The organism is Roseococcus sp. SDR (assembly GCF_019083995.1).
GTDB lineage: Bacteria > Pseudomonadota > Alphaproteobacteria > Acetobacterales > Acetobacteraceae > Roseococcus.
The window spans coordinates 293,536-311,914 of sequence record NZ_JAHRCU010000001.1; the positions used below are offsets into that span (position 1 = coordinate 293,536).

Consider the following 18,379-nt stretch of genomic DNA (forward strand, 5'->3'; position numbering starts at 1 on the left):
ATGGCCTCCGGCGGCTGGGGCCGAGAGGCCCCAGACCCCTGGACTTTAGCGGGCGCTTGACGGGATGAGTCTGCCTGATTTTGCGGAGCTGCTGGAGCGCCTGCTCTTTACGCCGGGGCGCAACGGCAAGCTGGCCCTGCTGCGGCAATGGTTCGCGAACCAGCCCGATCCAGATCGCGGCATCGGCCTCGCGGCCCTCGCCGGCGAGCTGAGCCTGCGCACGGCCAAGCCCGCGCTGCTGCGCGAACTCATCGCCGAACGGACCGACCCGACCCTCTTCGCGCTCAGCTACGATTACGTGGGCGACCTCGCGGAGACCATCGCCCTGCTCTGGCCCGAGGATGCGCGCAGCAACGCGCCGCCGCCCGGCCTCGCCGAGGTGATCGAGACGCTGGAAACCGCGCCCAAGGCGGAACTGCCCCGCATCATCGCCGCCTGGCTGGACGCGCTGGATTCCGGTGCGCGGCTGGCGCTCATCAAGCTCATCACGGGCGGGTTGCGCGTCGGCGCATCGGCGCGCTTGGCCAAGGCGGGGTTGGCGGAATGGGCTGACGTGGACCTCGGCGAGATCGAGGAGGTCTGGCATGGCGTGGCGCCCCCCTATCTCACGCTCTTCGCCTGGCTGGAGGGGCAGGGGCCGCGGCCCGATCCGAACGGCGCGCCCGTGTTCCGCCCGCTCATGCTCGCGCATCCGCTGGAGGAGGCGGATTTCGCGAAGCTGCACGCGCCGGATTGGCGCGCCGAATGGAAATGGGACGGCATCCGCGTGCAGCTCACGGCCGGACCGGGCGGCGCGCGGCTCTGGTCCCGCTCGGGCGAGGATATTTCCAACACCTTCCCCGAGATCCTCGCCGCCATGCGCTTCCACGGCGTGGCGGATGGCGAGTTGCTGGTGATGCGGGACGGCCCATCGGGGGGCGAAGTGGCGCCCTTCAGCGACCTGCAGCAGCGGCTGAACCGCAAGACCGTGACGGCCAGGATGCTGCGCGACCACCCGGCGCATGTGCGCCTCTATGACCTGCTCTTCGAGGGCGAGGCGGACCTGCGTGCCTTGCCCTTCGACGAGCGCCGCGCGCGGCTGGAGGCCTGGTTCGCGCGCGAGGCGCCGGCGCGGATGGACCTCTCGCCGCTCATCAGCTTCGCCACGATGGAGGAACTGGCCGAGATCCGCGCCGGCACCCGCGCCGCCTCCATCGAGGGGCTGATGCTCAAGCGCGGCGACAGCATCTATCAACCGGGCCGCGTGAAGGGCCCCTGGTGGAAATGGAAGCGTGACCCGCTGAACGTGGATGCCGTGCTGATGTATGCCCAGCGTGGCCACGGCAAGCGCAGCAGCTTCTATTCCGACTACACCTTCGGCCTGTGGCGCGGAGACGAACTCGTGCCCATCGGCAAGGCCTATTCCGGCTACACCGATGCCGAACTGGCCTTCCTCGACAAATGGATCCGCGACCACACCACCGCCCGCTTCGGCCCCGTGCGCGAGGTCGAGAAAGCCCTGGTGCTGGAGGTGGAGTTCGACGCCGCGCAATACTCGCCGCGCCACAAGTCGGGCGTCGCCTTGCGCTTCCCCCGCATCGCCCGCATCCGCCGCGACAAGCCGGCCGAGGAGGCCGACCGGCTGGAAACGCTGGAGGCGCTGATCAAGCGTTGAAAGCCTGGCGTGGATCTCCGTAGGGTTACGCCTCCGACACGGAGAGACCCCCATGATGATGCGTACCGCCTGCCTGCTCCTCGCCCTCGCCGGCCCCGCGCTGGCGCAGCCGCAGGTGATCTCCACACCCGACTCGCCCGCCGCCATCGGCCCCTACAGCCAGGCGCTGCGGGTGGGGAACACGCTCTACCTGGCAGGCCAGATCGCGCTCGACCCCGCGACCAACCAGATGATCGCCGATCGCAGCATCGAGGCCGAGACGCGCCGCGTGCTGGACAATCTCAAGGCCGTGGTGGAGGCCGCCGGCTTCCGCATGAGCGACATCGTCAGCACCACCGTCTTCATGGCGGATCTGAACGAGTTCGCGCGCATGAACGCGGTCTATGCCACCTATTTCCCGAGCAACCCGCCGGCGCGCGCCACGGTGCAGGCCGCGCGCCTGCCGCGCGATGCGAAGGTGGAGATCGTGGGGATCGCCGCTCGCTGAGCGCTGGTTGACCCCCTGACCCCAGCGTGATGCGCTGGGTGCAAACCAAAGGGAGGTCACCCATGCCCATCGTGCCAAATCTCGCCAAGCAGCGCCTGGCGGAGGGCGGGCTTTCGCTCGGCTTCGGCATCCATCACCTGCGCGGCTCGGCCGCCGGCGCGCTGGGGGCGGCCACCGGCTTCGATTGGCTCTTCATCGACATGGAGCACGGCGCGATGAGCGTGGACGACGCGGCGCAGATCTCCATGGCGGCCTTGGGCCAGGGCTGCACGCCCATCGTGCGCTGCTGCAAGGACGCGCTCTTCGAGGGCACGCGCTGCCTGGACAATGGCGCCATGGGCGTCGTCGTCCCGCATGTGGACACGGTGGCGGAAGCGAAGCAGGTGGTGGAAGCCTTCCGCTTCCCGCCGCAGGGCCAGCGCAGCTGGGGCGGCCCGCCCATCCTCTACGGCTTCCAGGCACCCGACGCCGCGACGGCGCAGCGCGAAAGCAATGAGCAGGTGCTGATCGCCTGCATGGTGGAGACGGAGGAGAGCGTGGCCAATGCGGACGCCATCGCCGCCATCCCCGGCGTGGATGTGCTGATGTTCGGCACGAGCGACCTGACGGCCACCATGGGCATCCCCGGGCAGATCGGCCACCCTCGCGTGCGCGCGGCTTACGCGAGCGTGGCGGCGGCCTGTGCGCGGCACGGCAAGGTGCTGGGCATGGGCGGCGTCTATGACGAGGTGGTGGCGCGCGACTACATCGCGCTCGGCGCGCGCTTCATCCTGGGCGGATCGGACCATGTGTTCCTCATGGCCGGCGCCGGGCAGCGCGCGAAATTCCTGCGGGGCCTGGCCGCCGGTTGATCCGGCGCAAGGCGGGGCAGGGCGACTGCGGCCATGATCGGCTGCAGTTGCGAAACATTCGCAAATAAACTTGCGAGTGGTTCTCAATTGCGATAACCAGCGCCCAGACACCACCACCCCACAGGGAACGCCATGCACCGCCGCCTCCTGTTCGCCGCCACCACCGCCTCGCTCTTCGCCCCCGCCGTCCTGCGCGCGCAGGAGCGTGTCCTGAGCCTTTATTCATCGCGCCATTACGACACGGACCGCGAGCTCTATGACGGCTTCACCCGCCAGAGCGGCATCCGCATCCGCCTCATCGAGGCCAATGCCGACCAGCTGCTGGAGCGCATCCGCTCGGAGGGCGCAAACAGTCCGGCGGATGTGCTGATCACGGTGGATGCCGGCCGCCTCGCCCGCGCGCAGGAGGCGGGGGTGCTGCAGCGGGTCGAATCGGCGGTGCTGCAATCCCGCATCCCCGCCCATCTGCGCGACCCGGACGGCCATTGGTTCGGATTCTCGATGCGCGCGCGCGTCGTCATGTATGACAGGTCCGTGGGCCTGCCGGCCGGCCTCACCCGCTATGAGGACCTGGCCAAGCCGGAGTATCGCGGCATGGTCGTCACCCGCTCCTCCAACAACATCTACTCCATCGGCTGGACGGCGAGCATGCTGGCCGCCAATGGCGCGGAAGCGACCGAGGCCTGGGCGCGCGGGATCGCTGCCAACCTCGCGCGCCCGCCGGCTGGCGGCGACACCGACCAGATCCGCGCGGTCGCGGCCGGGCAGGGCCGGCTTGCCATCTCCAACACCTACTACCTCGGCAATCTCGCGCGCTCGCAGCGCGCCGAGGACCGCGCGGTGGCCGAGAAGATGGCCGTGCTCTTCCCCAACCAGGGCGATCGCGGGACGCATGTGAACATCTCGGGCGCGGGCGTCGTCCGCACCGCGCCCAATCGCGAGGCTGCGGTGGCCTTCCTCGAATACATGAGCGGCCAGGCGGCGCAGTCCATCTTCGCCGACGGCAACAGCGAATATCCGGTGGTGGCCGACGCCCAGCCCAGCGCCTTCCTGCGCGGCCTCGGCGCCTTCAAGCAGGACCAGCTCAATGCGGCGCGCATCGGCGCGCTCTCGCCCGAGGCGCTGCGCCTCATGCAGCGCGCCGGCTGGCGCTGATGGTCATTTGCCTGTGCAACGCGATGACCGACGGCGACGTCCGTTCGGCCATCGCGCAGGGCGCGTCCCGCCCCTCCGAGGTCTACGCCTGCTGCGGCGGGCGCGCACAATGTGGTTGCTGCGCGCCCAGCGTCGTGCAAATTCTGAAGGAAGGCTCAACCAGGGGCTGAAACAGGAACGAAGGACGGCACATGCCCAAGGGCGACCCGAAGGTCATCGAGCACCTGAACATCCAGCTCACCAACGAGCTGACGGCCATCAACCAGTATTTCCTGCATGCCCGCATGCTGGACGACTGGGGTGTGACCAAGCTCGCCAAGCACGAATACGCCGAGAGCATCGAGGAGATGAAGCACGCGGATGACCTCATCAAGCGCATCCTCTACCTCGGCGGCCTGCCCAATGTGCAGCGGCTGAACCCCATCCTCATCGGCCAGAACGTGAAGGAGGTCCTGGAATGCGACCTCAAGCTGGAGGTGAAGGCGCTGGCCGATCTGCGCGAGGGCATCGCCCATTGCGAGGGCGTGCGCGACTATGTGAGCCGGGACCTGCTCAAGGCCATCCTCGCCAATGAGGAGGAGCACGAGGATTTCCTCGAGACGCAGTTCGACATGATCCGCCAGATGGGGATCGAGAACTACATCCAACTCAACAGCGCGGCCGCCCCCGACCAGCACGGTTGAGCCTTCCCACGCGTGAAATGTTGCACTGCAACATGAGATGCGCGACACTCCCGGCCGGCGCCCGACGCGGCGCCGGTCGAGGAGCCAGCCATGCCGGATCACCTTCCCCCGAGCCCTGACGCGCCGCCCATCTTCTGGCCCTTCGGCGCCATCCAGGACTATTGGCTGGATGCGGCGCAGCGCGCCGTCCTGACCCTCGATGCCTTGCGCCAGCGCGGCGACAACCAGATCGAGCGCGCGCGCGCCACCGCGCCGCATGTCCTGACCTTCGAGGTCGAGCTCCTGGTGGATGGCCGCACCCTGCCGCGCCCGGTGAATTACGGCCTGGTCCGGATCATCCCGCCGCAGGGTGTGGCGGTGGATCCGGCCAAGCGCCCCTTCATCGTCTTCGATCCGCGCGCCGGCCATGGCCCGGGCATCGGCGGCATGAAGCAGGAGAGCGAGATCGGCGTGGCACTCGCCGCCGGCCATCCCTGCTATTTCGTGGGCTTCCTGCCCGACCCCATGCCCGGCCAGACCATCGAGGATGTCTGCGCGGCCGAGGCGCATTTCGTCGAGACCGTGATCGCCCGCCATCCGGAGGCGGAGAGCAAGCCCTGCCTCATCGGCAATTGCCAGGCGGGCTGGCAGGTCATGATGATGGCCTCGCTCAACCCCGATCTGCCCGGGCCCATCCTGCTGGCCGGCGCGCCGCTCTCCTATTGGGCGGGCGTGCGTGGCAGGAATCCGATGCGCTACACGGGCGGCCTCTATGGCGGCAGCTGGCTGACGGCGCTGAGCGGCGACCTCGGCCATGGCATCTTCGACGGCGCCAACCTCATCGCCAATTTCGAGGGGCTGAACCCGTCCAACACCTGGTGGAAGAAGCTTTACAACCTCTATTCCAAGGTGGACACGGAGGCCGCGCGCTTCCTCGATTTCGAGAGCTGGTGGGGCAATCCCGTCACGCTGAACGCCGAGGAGATGCAGTTCATCGTGGATGAGCTCTTCGTCGGCAACAAGCTCTCGGCCGCCGCGATCACGGCGCGCGACGGGCGGCGGATGGACCTGCGCAACATCGGCGGGCCCATCATCGTCTTCTGCTCCTGGGGGGATGACATCACGCCGCCGCAACAGGCGCTGGGGTGGCTCACCGATCTCTACGACACCGATGAGGAGCTGCGCGCGGCCGGGCAGACGGTGGTCTATACCGTCCACCAGACCATCGGGCATCTGGGCATCTTCGTCTCGGGCCAGGTGGCGAGCCGCGAGCATGGCCGCTTCACCAGCTGCATGGACATGATCGAGATGCTGCCGCCCGGCCTCTACGAGGCGGTGATCACCGAGGTGGACGAGGATACGGCCAATCCGGAGCTCGTGCAGGGGAAGTATCTGTTCCGGCTGGAGGGGCGTGGGCTGGATGACCTGCGCGCCATGGGCGGCAATGATGCGGCGGACCAGCGCCGCTTCGAGACGGTGGCGCGCGTCTCCGAGATCAATCGCGGCCTCTACGCGCAGTTCATGGCGCCTGCCCTGCGGGCGATGACCACGCCGCAATCGGCGGCGGCGCTGCGGGCGCTGCATCCGCACCGCCTGCGCTTCGCCATGTTCTCGAGCCGCAATCCCGTCCTGGCCGCCCTCCCGGTGCTGGCCGAGGCCGTGCGCCGGGATCGCCGGCCGGTCGAGCCGGAGAATCCGCTGCTGGCCATGGAGCGGCAATTCTCGGACGGCGTGGTGCGCGCGCTGGATGCGTATCGCGACGCGCGTGATGCGATGAAGGAGGCGCTCTTCCTCTCCACCTATGGGTCACCCCTGTTGCAGGCGCTGGTGGGCCTGGGCGCGGAGACCGGCGGCACAGGTCGCCGCGTGGCGCGGGACCTGGTGCGGGAGGCGGCGGCGGAGCGGTCGGCCGCCGCCCTCGCACGCCGGATGGCCGAGGGCGGGCTGCCCGAGGCGATGCTGCGCGGGCTGATCCATGTGCTGCGCGGTGAGCGCGGCTTCGATGAACGCGCCGCCCATGTCATCGAGGCGCTGCGCGCGGCCCAGCCGCGCGAGATCCGCCTCACGCTGCCGCAATTCCGCGATCTGGTGCGCGACCAGGCACAGCTGCTCCGCATGGATGAGGCGCGTGCGTTGGCCACCCTGCCGGAGCTGCTGCCCGAGGATGCGGAACTGCGCGCCAGGGCCTTCGCCGCCTTGCGCGCGGTGGTGCTGGCGCAGGGCCCGCTTTCGGCGGAAGGGCAGGCTCGGCTGGATGCGCTCGCCGCCATGTTCGGCGCGGCGACGCCGGCGCTGGAGGCGCCCGCGCCCCAACTCGCCGCGCCGGATATCGCGCCACCAGGGCCGCAGCGCGCCGCGCCGCCCCGCGCAGCCCGTCCGCGCAAGGCCGCCGCGCCCGCACCCCGCCGCCCGCGGGGGCGCGGCTGATGCAGGCCCCTCCGAGCCCGGTCCTCGCGGGCAAGAAGGCGCTGGTCGTCGGCGTCGCGAATGAGCACTCCATCGCCACTGGCTGCGCCAGGGCCTTCCGGGAGCTGGGCGCCGACCTCGCCATCACCTATCTGAACGAGAAGGCGCGGCCGCATGTGGCGCCGCATGCCGAAGCGCTGGGGGCCGAGATCCTGGCCCCGCTCGATGTCTCGGTGCCCGGCCAGCTCGAGGCGGTGTTCGAGGAGATCTCGCGCCGCTGGGGCAGGCTCGACATCCTGGTGCATTCCATCGCCTTTGCGCCGAAGGAGGATCTCCAGGGCGGGCTGCTGAACTGCTCGGCCGAGGGCTTCGCGAAGGCCATGGACGTCTCCTGCCATTCCTTCGTGCGCATGGCGAAGCTGGCCGCGCCGCTGATGCGCCAGGGCGGCTCCATGTTCGCGATGAGCTATTACGGCGCGGCCCGCGTCGTGCCGAACTACAACGTCATGGGCCCGGTGAAGGCGGCGCTGGAGGCCTCCTGCCGCTATCTGGCGCATGAGCTGGGGCCCCAGGGCATCCGTGTGCATGCCATCTCTCCCGGGCCGCTCAAGACGCGCGCCGCCTCGGGCCTCAAGGATTTCGAGCTGCTGCTCGCCGAGGCCGCCGAGCGCGCGCCGCTCGGCGAACTGGCCGACATCATGGATGTGGGCTTCGCCTGCGCCTATCTCGCCACCCCCTATGCGCGCCGCGTCACGGGGGGCACCATCTATGTGGATGGCGGCGCCAACATCGTCGCCTGAGGCTGCGCCATGACCTCCCGCTATGACCGCCTGATCGCCGCCTGCGCGCAACTCCCGCCGACGCGCGTGGCGGTCGCCCATCCCTGCGACGCGACCTCGCTGGACAGCGTATTGGAGGCGCGGCAGGCCGGGATCATCGCGCCCATCCTGGTGGGACCGCAGGCGAAGATCGCGGCGGCCGCGCAGGCGGCGGGCGTCAGCCTCGACGGCATCGAGGTGCTGGACGCACCGCATAGCGACGCGGCGGCCGAACTCGCCGTGGGCCTGGTGCGCGAGGGCCGGGCTGAGGCGTTGATGAAGGGCAGCCTGCACACGGATGAGCTGATGCGCCCGGTGGTCGCGAAGGAGGGGCTGCGCACCAAGCGGCGCGTGAGCCATTGCTTCGTGATGGATGTGCCCGGCCATGCCGATCCGCTCATCATCAGCGACGCCGCGGTGAACATCGCGCCCACGCTGGCCGAGAAGGCGGACATCACGCAGAACGCGATCGACCTCGCGCATGCGCTCGGCTTCCAGCAGGTCCGCGTGGCGATCCTCTCGGCGATGGAGACGGTGAACCCCGCCGTGCCCAGCACCATCGAGGCGGCCGCACTCTGCAAGATGGCCGATCGCGGGCAGATCACGGGCGGGCTGCTGGACGGGCCGCTCGCGCTGGACAACGCGATCGACATGGATGCGGCGACGATCAAGAAGATCGTCTCACCCGTCGCCGGCCGCGCCAATGTGCTCATTGTGCCCGATCTCGAGGCGGGGAACATGCTGGCCAAGAGCCTCACCTTCCTCGCCGGGGCGCAGGCGGCGGGCATCGTGGTGGGGGCCCGCGTGCCGATCATCCTGACCAGCCGGGCCGACAGCCGCCTGACCCGCATCGCCTCCTGCGCCATCGCGGCGCTGGTGGCGGCGGCGCGGCGCAGCGTCCCGGTGCGCGCTCTGGGCGACTGAGCCATGGCCGAATTCTTCCTGGTGGTGAATGCGGGCTCCTCCAGCATCAAGTTCGGGCTGCATGAGACGCGCGCGCCCTTCGCCGGCCATCTGCGTGGCCTGATCGAGGGCATCGGCACCGCGCCGCATCTGCGGCTGCGCGATGCCGCCGGCGAGACGGTGCTGGAGCGCAACTGGCCGGCGGAGGGCTTCGACCATGCCCGCGCCATCGCCGAGATGCTGGCGCTCGAACGCGAGGCGCTGGGCGGCGCGCGCGTCATCGCCGCCGGGCACCGCGTGGTGCATGGTGGGCTGGATTTCGCGGGGCCGGTGCGGGTGACGCCCGCCATCATCGAGCGGCTGGCCGCCCTTTCGCCGCTGGCGCCGCTGCACCAACCACATAATCTGGCGCCGATCCGCGCGCTGGCGGAGCTCGCCCCCGAATTGCCGCAGGTGGCCTGCTTCGACACCGCCTTCCATCGCAGCCAGGCGCCGCTGGTACAGGAATTCGCCCTGCCGCGCCGCATGACGGAAGCCGGCATCCGTCGCTACGGATTCCACGGCCTCTCCTATGAATATGTCGCGAGCCGCTTGCCGGAACTGGGCCTGCGGGACGCGCGCGTCATCGTCGCGCATCTGGGCAATGGCGCGAGCCTCTGCGCCATGCGGAACGGGCGCAGCCTGGCCAGCACCATGGGCTTCACGGCCGCGGACGGGCTGATGATGGGCACGCGCTGCGGCGCGCTGGACCCCGGCGTGCTGATCCATCTGATGGACAGCGAGGGGATGGATGCCCGCGCGCTCGAGGCGCTGATCTACAGGCAATCCGGGCTGCTCGGCGTCTCCGGCATCTCGTCGGACATGCGGACGCTGCGGGCCTCTGACGCGCCTGAGGCGCGGGAGGCCATCGCGCTCTTCGTCCATCGCATCATCCGCGAGATCGGCTCGCTGGCGGCGGCATTGGGCGGGCTGGACGCGCTCATCTTCACCGCCGGCATCGGCGAGAATGACGCGGCCACCCGCGAAGAGGTGGCGGCGGGTTGCGCCTGGCTCGGCCTCACGCTGGATGCGGCGCGCAACGCGGCGGGGGAGGGGCGGATCAGCGCCGAGGGTTCGCGCCTCTCGGCCTGGGTCGTGCCGACGGATGAGGAGGGCATGATCGCCCGCCATGTCTTGGAAGTGCTGGGCCAGGGCGTGGTCTCCCTGGGCTGAAGCGCAGGCTCCGGCCGTGGCGGCGTGCCGCGAGGAAGGTCATGCCGGTTCGGCGCCATGGTCGCGCCGGAATCCCGCAGGCGGTCCCATCCCGGTCATTCCACGACCTCCTGCGGCGCGCAGCCGAAGCGCAGCAGGTTGCCATGCGGGTCGTGGATGGTGAATTCCTTCATGTCCCAGGGGCGGACCGTGAAGGCGGAGAGCCCCGGCACGCCGCGCGCCGCGAATTCCGCGTGCAGTTGCGGCACCTGGCCGCCGCGGATGTAGCAGGAGGTGTGCTCCGGATGGATGCGATCCGTCGCCAGCCAGAAATGCAGTTCCATCGCCTCGCGGCGAAGGATCGCGTAATCGCCCCAGGCTTCGCCGACGAAGCCGAGTTGCTCCGTGTAGAAGCGCATCGTCTCCTGCAGGTCGAGCGAGGCCAGGATCGGGATGCAACGGGCCGGATCATTCATGTCGCAGCACTCCAGACGGCGAACGAAACCGCGGTTCGCCTGGGTTGGCCGGTCTCGGCCGGGCCATGGAAAAGGCGGAACGGGGTGTGCCGCCAGCGGGCATCGGGTGGTCCGGTGTGATCCTCGCCCGGGGAGGTCAGGGGCAATTCGGTCAGGCGGTCACGCAGGCTTCCCGGCGGCGCTCAGCTTCGCTTCATCGCCCGCGTCAGCGCATAGACCGGCAGCAGCCCGGCCAGCACGATGAGCAGGGCGGAGGTGCTGGCCTCGGCCAGCCGCTCGTCGGAGGCGAGGTTGTAGACGCGCACCGCCAGCGTGTCGAAATCGAAGGGGCGGACGATCAGCGTGGCCGGCAATTCCTTCATCGTATCCACGAAGACGAGGATCGCCGCCGTCAACAGCGCCCCGCGCGAGAGGGGCAGCTCGACGCGCCATACCGCCTCGCCCGGGCCGCAGCCGAGTGAGCGCGCGGCGGACTGGAAGCTCGGCTTCAGCCGCGCGAGGCCGCTCTCGACGGAGGAGAGCGCGACACCCAGGAAGCGCACCAGATAGGCGAAGACCAGGGCCGCGATGGTGCCCGAGAGCAGCAGGCCCGAGCTCACGCCGAAGGTGGCGCGCAGCCAAGAATCCAGCGCATTGTCGAAGAGGCCGAAGGGCACCAGCGTGCCCACCGCGATGACCGAGCCCGGGATGGCGTAGCCCAGGCCCGCCGCCCGGTTGGCCCAGCGCGAGGCGGCGCTGGGATAGAGCCGCGCCGCCCAGGCGAGCCAGGCAGCGAGCAGCACGGCCAGCACCGCCGTGATGGCGGCCAGCGTCAGCGAATGCGTCAGGAAGGGCAGGAAGCGCGAGGGGGAGAGCGGGTCGCCCGCCTCGATCATCAGCGCGAAGAGGGCGCCGCCCGGGATGATGAAGCCCAGCAGCAGCGGCAGGGCGCAGCCCAGCGCGGCGAGGCCCGCCTTCCAGCCGGTCAGCTGCACGGGGCGGAAGGGCGCATGGCGCGTCGTCATCGGGTGGAAGCGCCGCCCGCCGCGGCTGGCCTGTTCGAGCGCCAGCAGGAGCGCCACGCAGAACAGGAGGGCGGCGGCGAGCTGGCTGGCGGCACCCCGGTCGGCCATGCCGAACCAGGCCTCGTAGATGCCGGTGGTGAAGGTGCGCAGGCCGAAATGCTGCACCGTCCCGAAATCGGCCAGCGTCTCCATCAGCACGAGTGCCAGGCCCGCCACCAGCGCCGGGCGTGCCAGCGGCAGCGCCACGCGCCAGAAGCAGCGCGAGAGCGAATGGCCGAGCGTGCGCGAGACCTCGACCAGGCAGGTGGATTGCGCGAGGAAGGCGGAGCGGCAGAGCAGGTAGACGTAGGGGTAGAGCACCATGGCGAGCACGAGCGCCGCGCCGTGCAGGCTGCGCATCTCCGGGAACCAGTAGTCGCCATAGCGCCAGCCGGTCGCACCCCGCAGGCTGCCTTGCACCGGCCCCGCCACATCCATCAGCCAGGTCCAGGCATAGCCGCTGACATAGGCGGGCATGGCGAGCGGCAGCAGCAGCGCGACCTGCAGGAAGGCGCGGCCACGGAACTCGCAGGCGGTGACGAGCCAGGCCGTGACCGCGCCCGCGCTGCCCGCCATCAGCGCGACCAGGAGGGCGAGGGCGCCCGTGGTTCCCAGCATCTCCGCCAGCGAGTTCCGCCAGATATGCAGCCAGACCTCGCCGGCTGGCGCGATGGCGGCCGCGAGAACGGCCGCGATGGGCAGCAGGATCAGCCCTGCCACGACGAGCGTCAGCCGCGCCCAAAGGGGGACGCGGCGGGCTGGAGCGACGACCAGGGTGGTGGCGCTCATCGGGAGTTGCGACGCATTCTCATCTGCGGCGCTCTCCTACAGCAAAGCCGGGCTCTGGTCAGCCCTTCTTGGCCGCTTCCCATTCGGCCAGCGTGATGCGCGGCACCTCCACCCGATCCGTCGTGCGGGTGTACCAGCCGCGGCCGTGCATGCGGCCCACGAGGTCGAGCTTGGGGGTGTCGATGTAGCGCTTGGCCTCGTCCATCACGGCGTCGTCACGCACATGCATCGCCACCACGCGGCCCAGCACGATGGTGTGGTGGCCCACGGGCACCAGCTGGAAGGTCTTGCACTCCAGCGCCACCGGGCTCTCGCCGATGCGGGGCACACGGATCTTGGTGGAGGGCAGCTTGGTGAGCTTCGCCTCCGCCAGTTCATCCACCTCGGGGCCGAAATCGGTCGCGGTGATGTTCATCTCCGGCAGGTGCGATTGCGGCACGAGGCAGACGACGAACTCGCCGAGCGCCTTGATGTTGGCCAGCGTGTCCTTGGTGGCGCCGCCGGGCTTCGGCCCGCAGCCGATGCCGATGACGACGGGGTCGTCCGAGAAGGCATTGAAGAAGGAGTAGGGGGCGGCATTCACCACGCCCGCCTCGTCCTGGCTCACCACCCAGGCGATCGGGCGCGGCACGACGGTGGAGACGATGAGCTTGTAGCGGTCGGCGGTGGGGAGGGTTTCGAAGTCGAAGAGCATGTCCGGGCGGCCTTGAGGGTGGGGTACCGGCAAATTGAGGGGGGCGCGCGCATCTGTCGAGGGGGCGTTCACCGGACCTTAAGCGGTGCGGACGCAGCTTTGGCCGGACAAGGAGAACCCTGCCATGCGCTTTTTCCGGAACCTGTCCGTCGGCCGAAAACTGGCCCTCAGCGCCGGCGTCGCCTTGCTGCTGCTCGGCGCGCTCATCGGCCTCGTCACGCGGGAGAACACACAGGTGGCCGAGCAGCAGGCGGCCGAACGCCGCGCTTCCGCCGCCCGCTTCGCCGCCTTCGAGGCGGGGCGCCACATGATGGAGGCCAACAATGCCCTGCGCGGCGCCCTGCTGGCCAACCAGCCGCAGCGCCTGGCCGCCGAGGTGGCACTGATGGAGGAGAGCCTCGCGGCCACCGAGCGCGCGCTGGGCCAGGCGCGGGAGAATGCCGCCATTGCCGCCATCCCGCCGCTGGAGGCGACGCTCAGGGAATTCGCCGAATACCGCTCGGCCCTGCAGGCGACGGTGCAGACGCGGCGCGAGCTGATCCAGAAGCGCGACGCCGACTTCTTCCCCCGCTTCGCCGAATTCGACCAGGCGCTGGAAGCCGCCGCCGCCAACCTGCAATTCGGCCTGGAGGGCGAGGCGCGGGAGGAGCTGCGCGACGTGATGAACACCTTCGTGCAGGCGGTGAACGAGGTGCGCCTCAGCCTGCAGCGCTATCTCGCGACCGATGACCCGGCCGCCTCCACCCGCACCCGCCGCGCGGCCTCCCAGGCGCGCGTCCATGCCCGCCGCCTGACCTCCGCCGCGCCGGAGGCGGTCAAGACCGATATGGAGCGCCTCGCCACGACCGGCCTCGCGCTCGCCGAGCAGGCCGATGGCGTTCTGGCTCTGGCCAGCCGCATCCAGGAGCTGCGCGCCACCCGCAACACGCCCACGCGGGACCGGACAACCACCGCCCTGGGTGCGGCGAGTGCCTCCCTGGAGGCGGAGGCGGTGCAGAACGCCGCGGCCGCCCGCGACGCGATGGAGACGCTGGAGCAAAGCGTCTGGATCATCGGTGCCGTCGTCGCGCTGCTGCTGGCCGTCTCGGGCTGGCTGACGGCGCGGGCCATTGGCGCGCCGCTTGGGCGCATTGCCGCCGCCATCCGGCAGATCGCCGCCGGCGACACCGCGCATGCCGTGCCCGACCAGGATCGCAGCGACGAGATCGGACAGATCGCGGTCGCCCTGGAGGGGTTGCGGGGCGAGGTGGCGCAGGCCTTCGCGCGCCAGCAGATGCTCGAGCAGATGTCCGTCGGCATCATGATGGCCGATCCGCGGGACGGCTTCCGCATCACCTATCTGAACCCCGAGGCGCAGGCGCTGATGCGCCGGATCCAGCATGCGCTGCCGGTCCCGGCCGATGCGCTGGTGGGCGAGGCGCTGGGTGCGCTGCACCCCGATCCCGCCTTGCAACCGACCCTGCTGGCCGATGATTCGCTGCTGCCGCATCGCACGCGGCTGGCCATCGGCGGCGAGGTGGTCGACCTCAGCATCACCGCCATCCGTGACCGCGCGGGTGTCTATGTGGGCCCGATGCTGGGCTGGCAGCTCGTCACCGGCCAGGCGCGCCTCGCCGACCGGTTCGAGGCGGAGATGGGCGGCGTGGTGGATGCGGTGGCCGCCGCCGCGGGGCAGATGCAGCAATCCGCCCATGCGCTGACCGGCGCCGCCGAGACCTCCGGCCGCGAGGCGGAGGCGGTCTCCGAAGTGTCGCAGCGCGCGGGCGCCGATGTGCAGGCGGTGGCGGCGAGTGCGGAGGAACTGGCGGCCAGCGTCGCCGAGATCACGCGCCAGGTGGCCGAGGGTGCCGAGGTGGCGCGCGCCGCGGCCGATGAGGCGCGCGCGACCGATGGCACGGTGCAGGGCCTGGCGCAGGCGGCGGCGAAGATCGGCGATGTGGTGCGCCTGATCAGCGACATCGCAGGCCAGACCAACCTCCTGGCGCTGAACGCGACCATCGAGGCGGCGCGCGCGGGCGATGCCGGCAAGGGCTTCGCGGTCGTGGCGAGCGAGGTGAAGAGCCTCGCCGCGCAGACCGCCAAGGCCACGGAGGAGATCGCGGCGCAGATCGGCGGCATCCAGGGCAGCACGGGCGAGGCGGTGGGCGCGCTGCGCTCCATCACCGCCACCATCGAGCGCATGAACGAGGTGACCGCCGCCATCGCCGCCGCCGTGGAGGAGCAGGGGGCCGCCACGCGCGAGATCGCGCGCAGCGCCGCGCTGGTGGCGGATGGCACCGGCGCCGTCGCACGGCGCATCGAGGATGTGCGCGCGGCCTCGGGCGAGACGGGCCGTTCGGCGGGCGAGGTGCTGAACGCCTCGAACGACCTGGCGCAGCAGGCGGGGCTGCTGCGCGACAAGTCGGCCGAGTTCCTGAAGCAGGTGCGCGCCGCCTGAGCCTCAGGCGCGGCGCGCGGCCTCGGCCTCGATCATCTCGCGCAGGCCGAGGCCCCAGGAGGCGATGCCACGCAGGAAGGGCATGAGCGGCACGTCGAGCAGCTGCACCTTGTCGGGCGTGAAGATGTAGATCGCGCCCGACATGGGCGCGGGCGAGCCGGGGACAAAGACCATCAGCCGGCCATCGGCGAATTCATCCATCACCAGGGCCGGGCAGAGGCCTTCCTCGATATGGGCGAGGGCCGGGCGCAGCGCGCGCCCCTGGCCCATGAGCGGCCCCTCGGCGGCGAAGGCCCGGGCCAGGCGATAGCCGGGGATGCGCTCGAGCAGCCCCGCCTCCAGCAGCCGCCGCGCCTGGCGGCCCGTGGCCGAGCGCACCAGCACGCCCACCAGCACGCAGAGCAGCAGCAGCATGAGCGCGGCGGCGATGGCCGGATGGACATAGGTGCTGGAGAGCGGATCGGCCATGGCCTGCAGCCGGTGGATGATGCCCAGCACGAGGAGGGCTACGGCGCCCAGCGGCAGCACCACCAGCGCGCCGTCCAGCAGCGCCTGTCCGATCAGCTTCATCACGTTCTCCTGCTCAATCCTGCGGGAAGATGCGCGCCCAGTCGGCGCGCATGGAGACGACATGCCAGCCGCGCGCCGGTGCGTCATCCAGCGCGCGGGCCAGGCGGCCCACCGGGCTCTGCCGGTCATAGGCGTCGGTGAACATCGCCCTTCGCGGGCGATGCGGTCGGTGTTGGGCGTGCGGTAGCCCATCATCCCCATGTTGTCGGCGCTGATGTCGGACCAGCCGATGTCGTCGCCAAAGATGACGAGGATATTGCGCCGGCCCTGCGGCGCGGCGGCCGGGCGCGCGGGGGCGGCCGGCTGCGCCTGCGCGAGCTGTATGTTGCGGCCCTAAGGCCGTGTGGCTTCCGTCATGGTGCTCTCCTTTCCTTGTTGTCCGTGTCACGGCGGATGCAGCGGAAGCCGATATGGCTCATGCCCGTGTCCACCATCTGGGCGTGCCGCGCGGCGGGGCGGTAGCGGCGGCAATAGCTGGGCGCGCAGAGGAAGCTGCCGCCCTTCACCACGCGGCGGGGGATGCGGATGGCGGGCTGGCGCGGGTCGTAGCTGCCCTCCATCGCCGGGCCGCGCGGGTTCTGCGGCGCGCAGCAAGGCTTGGCGGGGTCGGCTTCGTGGCGGGCGGCGAACCAGTCCGTCGTCCATTGCCAGACATTGCCGGCCATGTCGTGGAGGCCGTAGCCATTGGCCGGATAGCTCGCGACGGGCGCGGTGCCGGTGAAGCCATCCGCCTCGAAGTTGCGCCAGGGAAAGGGGCCCTGCCAGGTGTTGGCGAGGTGGGTGCCGCCTGGGGCCAGCTCATCGCCCCAGACGAATTCCGCGCCGTCCAGCCCGCCACGCGCGGCGAATTCCCACTCGGCCTCGGTGGGCAACTCCTTGCCGGCCTAGCGCGCATAGGCCGCGGCGTCCTCGAAGGCGACATGCACGACGGGGTGCGTCTCGAGCCCCGTGAGGTCGCTGCCGGGGCCATGCGGGTGGCGCCATTGCGCGCCGGGCGTCCAGCGCCACCAATGCGAGATGTCGCGCGTGTCCACCGGCCCTTCCGTCATGTGGAAGACCAGCGCGCCGGGCACCAGCCATTCGGGCTGGGCGCCCGGATATTGCGCCGGGTCGAGCGGGCGTTCGGCGACGGTCACATAGCCGGTGGCGGCCACGAAGGCGGCGAAGTCGGCGTTGGTGACGGTGGTGGCGTCCATCCAGAAGCCATCCACGACCACCCGGTGGGCGGGGCGCTCTTCCGGGTAATGCTGGTCGGACCCCATCTGGAAGGCCCCGCCCGGGATGCGGCGCATGCCGGGCGGGGTCTCCTCGGGCCGGGTCTGCGGCTTCTGGGTGACCTCGTTGATCAGCCGGCTCATTCCTCGACACAGTCAGCTTGCCAGCAGCGGCGCCTCTGGCGCTAAACATGAGACAGCAATCAAGGATTGCGGTGAAAGCATATGCTGGAGATCCGCGACCTCCGCCTGTTCATCGCCATTGATGAGCATGGCAGCCTGCTGCGGGCCTCGCGCGCGCTGGGCGTCGCGCAATCCGCGGTGACGCGCGGGCTGGCCGCGATCGAGGCGCGGCTGCGCGGGCCGCTCTTCGAACGCACCGGCCGCGGCACCGTCACGACTGATCTCGGCCGCGCGGTGCTGGCCGATGCGCGGGACATCCTGGGGCGCATGGCCGAGCTGGAGCGCGAGGCGCCGCTCGGCCTGCTCGATCTGCGCGGCTGACAGGGCGACCCGGGGCTGGAGGCGGAGGCGCTGCGCCCGCAGCCGGGCGTCTTCGTCGTCCGGCCCGGCCATCCGCTGACCCATCGGCCCGGCGTCACCCTGGCCGACATCATGGCCTATCCCTTCGCCTTCATCGGCCGCGCCCCGCGCGAGGTGCAGGCGTCGCTGGTCAAGGCGCGGGAAGCGGCGCGGGAGCGGGGCGCCCCGCACGCGGCCTTCCCGGCCCTGGTGCATGAGAGCCCGACGGTCGCGCTGAACCTGGTCGCGCGTTCGGATGTGGTGGTGGCGGCGACGACGGGCCTCGCCGCGCGGCTGCTGCGGCTTGGCGAGGTGGTGGCGCTGCCCTGGCGGGAGCCCTGGGTCTGCATCCATCCGGGCGTGCTGCGCCTGCGCGGCCGCCGGCTGGGCGAGGCGGAGACTGGCTTCCTGGACCTGCTGCGCGACGCCGATGCGCAGGGCCACGCGGAGGGCCTGCGCATCTGCGGCGAGTTGGGCGTCTCGGCGGAATGCGCCTGAACGCCCCGC

18 protein-coding genes and 1 pseudogene are annotated in these 18,379 nt (G+C 70.7%); 13 read left to right on the forward strand and 6 right to left on the reverse strand.

Annotation, left to right across the window (positions count from 1 at the left end; all coding sequences use genetic code 11):
- Positions 1-64 precede the first annotated feature (64 nt).
- The 10 genes from KTR66_RS01485 (at position 65) to KTR66_RS01530 (ending at position 10,148) form a co-directional block, all read left to right on the forward strand.
- A complete protein-coding gene (locus KTR66_RS01485; protein ID WP_249731757.1) occupies positions 65-1,654 on the forward strand; it encodes a cisplatin damage response ATP-dependent DNA ligase in 1,590 nt (529 codons plus the stop codon).
- Between the two features lie 52 nt (positions 1,655-1,706).
- Positions 1,707-2,141: a RidA family protein gene (locus KTR66_RS01490; RefSeq protein WP_213609620.1), complete on the forward strand. Its 435-nt coding sequence runs from the start codon at positions 1,707-1,709 to the stop codon at positions 2,139-2,141.
- A gap of 62 nt (positions 2,142-2,203) precedes the next feature.
- Positions 2,204-2,992 (forward strand): HpcH/HpaI aldolase/citrate lyase family protein, encoded by a 789-nt coding sequence (locus KTR66_RS01495; RefSeq protein WP_249731758.1) that lies wholly within the window; start codon positions 2,204-2,206, stop codon positions 2,990-2,992.
- Between the two features lie 132 nt (positions 2,993-3,124).
- Positions 3,125-4,147: a Fe(3+) ABC transporter substrate-binding protein gene (locus tag KTR66_RS01500; protein ID WP_213609622.1), complete on the forward strand. Its 1,023-nt coding sequence runs from the start codon at positions 3,125-3,127 to the stop codon at positions 4,145-4,147.
- Positions 4,147-4,317, forward strand: coding sequence for a bacterioferritin-associated ferredoxin (locus KTR66_RS01505; RefSeq protein ID WP_213609624.1), 171 nt, complete (start codon positions 4,147-4,149; stop codon positions 4,315-4,317). The genes KTR66_RS01500 and KTR66_RS01505 overlap by 1 nt, the downstream gene beginning before the upstream one ends.
- A gap of 21 nt (positions 4,318-4,338) precedes the next feature.
- Complete coding sequence (gene bfr / locus KTR66_RS01510) at positions 4,339-4,830, forward strand: bacterioferritin (protein ID WP_213609626.1); 492 nt, start codon at positions 4,339-4,341, stop codon at positions 4,828-4,830.
- Positions 4,831-4,920: 90 nt separating this feature from the next.
- A complete protein-coding gene (locus KTR66_RS01515; RefSeq protein WP_213609628.1) occupies positions 4,921-7,236 on the forward strand; it encodes a DUF3141 domain-containing protein in 2,316 nt (771 codons plus the stop codon).
- Positions 7,236-8,015 carry an enoyl-ACP reductase FabI gene (fabI, locus tag KTR66_RS01520; protein WP_213609630.1) on the forward strand — a complete coding sequence of 260 codons (780 nt, stop codon included), beginning with the start codon at positions 7,236-7,238 and terminating at the stop codon, positions 8,013-8,015. The genes KTR66_RS01515 and fabI overlap by 1 nt, the downstream gene beginning before the upstream one ends.
- A gap of 9 nt (positions 8,016-8,024) precedes the next feature.
- Entirely contained in the window at positions 8,025-8,957 is a 933-nt protein-coding gene (locus KTR66_RS01525) for a phosphate acetyltransferase (protein WP_213609632.1), read from the forward strand.
- Positions 8,958-8,960: 3 nt separating this feature from the next.
- Positions 8,961-10,148 carry an acetate/propionate family kinase gene (locus tag KTR66_RS01530; protein ID WP_213609634.1) on the forward strand — a complete coding sequence of 396 codons (1,188 nt, stop codon included), beginning with the start codon at positions 8,961-8,963 and terminating at the stop codon, positions 10,146-10,148.
- Between the two features lie 95 nt (positions 10,149-10,243).
- Here KTR66_RS01530 and KTR66_RS01535 read toward each other — a convergent pair whose 3' ends face one another.
- From KTR66_RS01535 to KTR66_RS01545, 3 genes are all read right to left on the reverse strand, one after another.
- A complete protein-coding gene (locus KTR66_RS01535; protein WP_213609636.1) occupies positions 10,244-10,603 on the reverse strand; it encodes a VOC family protein in 360 nt (119 codons plus the stop codon).
- 182 nt (positions 10,604-10,785) lie between these two features.
- Positions 10,786-12,435 (reverse strand): iron ABC transporter permease, encoded by a 1,650-nt coding sequence (locus KTR66_RS01540; protein ID WP_213609638.1) that lies wholly within the window; start codon positions 12,433-12,435, stop codon positions 10,786-10,788.
- A gap of 58 nt (positions 12,436-12,493) precedes the next feature.
- A complete protein-coding gene (locus KTR66_RS01545) occupies positions 12,494-13,129 on the reverse strand; it encodes a flavin reductase family protein (protein WP_213609640.1) in 636 nt (211 codons plus the stop codon).
- 124 nt (positions 13,130-13,253) lie between these two features.
- On the opposite strand from KTR66_RS01545, the gene KTR66_RS01550 reads away from it, so the two are divergent.
- Positions 13,254-15,566, forward strand: a complete 2,313-nt coding sequence (locus tag KTR66_RS01550) for a methyl-accepting chemotaxis protein (RefSeq protein WP_213609642.1) — start codon at positions 13,254-13,256, stop codon at positions 15,564-15,566.
- A 3-nt stretch (positions 15,567-15,569) separates the two neighbouring features.
- Here KTR66_RS01550 and KTR66_RS01555 read toward each other — a convergent pair whose 3' ends face one another.
- The 3 genes and pseudogenes from KTR66_RS01555 to KTR66_RS24685 form a co-directional block, all read right to left on the reverse strand.
- Positions 15,570-16,136 carry a hypothetical protein gene (locus KTR66_RS01555; protein ID WP_213609644.1) on the reverse strand — a complete coding sequence of 189 codons (567 nt, stop codon included), beginning with the start codon at positions 16,134-16,136 and terminating at the stop codon, positions 15,570-15,572.
- A 13-nt stretch (positions 16,137-16,149) separates the two neighbouring features.
- Positions 16,150-16,281 carry a hypothetical protein gene (locus tag KTR66_RS25000; RefSeq protein WP_256437495.1) on the reverse strand — a complete coding sequence of 44 codons (132 nt, stop codon included), beginning with the start codon at positions 16,279-16,281 and terminating at the stop codon, positions 16,150-16,152.
- Between the two features lie 208 nt (positions 16,282-16,489).
- Positions 16,490-17,494: pseudogene (locus KTR66_RS24685) on the reverse strand (formylglycine-generating enzyme family protein).
- Between the two features lie 81 nt (positions 17,495-17,575).
- Here KTR66_RS24685 and KTR66_RS01570 point away from each other — a divergent pair.
- Both KTR66_RS01570 and KTR66_RS01575 read left to right on the forward strand, forming a co-directional pair.
- The gene (locus KTR66_RS01570) at positions 17,576-17,854 is read left to right on the forward strand and encodes a LysR family transcriptional regulator (RefSeq protein ID WP_213609650.1); all 279 of its coding nucleotides are present in this window, start codon (positions 17,576-17,578) and stop codon (positions 17,852-17,854) included.
- Positions 17,855-17,869: 15 nt separating this feature from the next.
- A complete protein-coding gene (locus KTR66_RS01575; protein ID WP_213609920.1) occupies positions 17,870-18,370 on the forward strand; it encodes a LysR family transcriptional regulator substrate-binding protein in 501 nt (166 codons plus the stop codon).
- Positions 18,371-18,379: the final 9 nt, after the last annotated feature.

Coding starts and splice junctions, on each gene's coding strand:
- KTR66_RS01525 (WP_213609632.1), top strand. CDS start 8,025: ATGACCTCCCGCTATGACCGCCTGATCGCCGCCTGCGCGCAACTCCCG.
- KTR66_RS01505 (WP_213609624.1), top strand. CDS start 4,147: ATGGTCATTTGCCTGTGCAACGCGATGACCGACGGCGACGTCCGTTCG.
- KTR66_RS01555 (WP_213609644.1), bottom strand. CDS start 16,136: ATGAAGCTGATCGGACAGGCGCTGCTGGACGGCGCGCTGGTGGTGCTG.
- KTR66_RS01515 (WP_213609628.1), top strand. CDS start 4,921: ATGCCGGATCACCTTCCCCCGAGCCCTGACGCGCCGCCCATCTTCTGG.
- KTR66_RS01535 (WP_213609636.1), bottom strand. CDS start 10,603: ATGAATGATCCGGCCCGTTGCATCCCGATCCTGGCCTCGCTCGACCTG.
- KTR66_RS25000 (WP_256437495.1), bottom strand. CDS start 16,281: ATGTTCACCGACGCCTATGACCGGCAGAGCCCGGTGGGCCGCCTGGCC.
- KTR66_RS01550 (WP_213609642.1), top strand. CDS start 13,254: ATGCGCTTTTTCCGGAACCTGTCCGTCGGCCGAAAACTGGCCCTCAGC.
- KTR66_RS01540 (WP_213609638.1), bottom strand. CDS start 12,435: ATGAGCGCCACCACCCTGGTCGTCGCTCCAGCCCGCCGCGTCCCCCTT.
- KTR66_RS01500 (WP_213609622.1), top strand. CDS start 3,125: ATGCACCGCCGCCTCCTGTTCGCCGCCACCACCGCCTCGCTCTTCGCC.
- KTR66_RS01530 (WP_213609634.1), top strand. CDS start 8,961: ATGGCCGAATTCTTCCTGGTGGTGAATGCGGGCTCCTCCAGCATCAAG.
- KTR66_RS01545 (WP_213609640.1), bottom strand. CDS start 13,129: ATGCTCTTCGACTTCGAAACCCTCCCCACCGCCGACCGCTACAAGCTC.
- KTR66_RS01490 (WP_213609620.1), top strand. CDS start 1,707: ATGATGATGCGTACCGCCTGCCTGCTCCTCGCCCTCGCCGGCCCCGCG.
- fabI (WP_213609630.1), top strand. CDS start 7,236: ATGCAGGCCCCTCCGAGCCCGGTCCTCGCGGGCAAGAAGGCGCTGGTC.
- bfr (WP_213609626.1), top strand. CDS start 4,339: ATGCCCAAGGGCGACCCGAAGGTCATCGAGCACCTGAACATCCAGCTC.
- KTR66_RS01495 (WP_249731758.1), top strand. CDS start 2,204: ATGCCCATCGTGCCAAATCTCGCCAAGCAGCGCCTGGCGGAGGGCGGG.
- KTR66_RS01570 (WP_213609650.1), top strand. CDS start 17,576: ATGCTGGAGATCCGCGACCTCCGCCTGTTCATCGCCATTGATGAGCAT.
- KTR66_RS01485 (WP_249731757.1), top strand. CDS start 65: ATGAGTCTGCCTGATTTTGCGGAGCTGCTGGAGCGCCTGCTCTTTACG.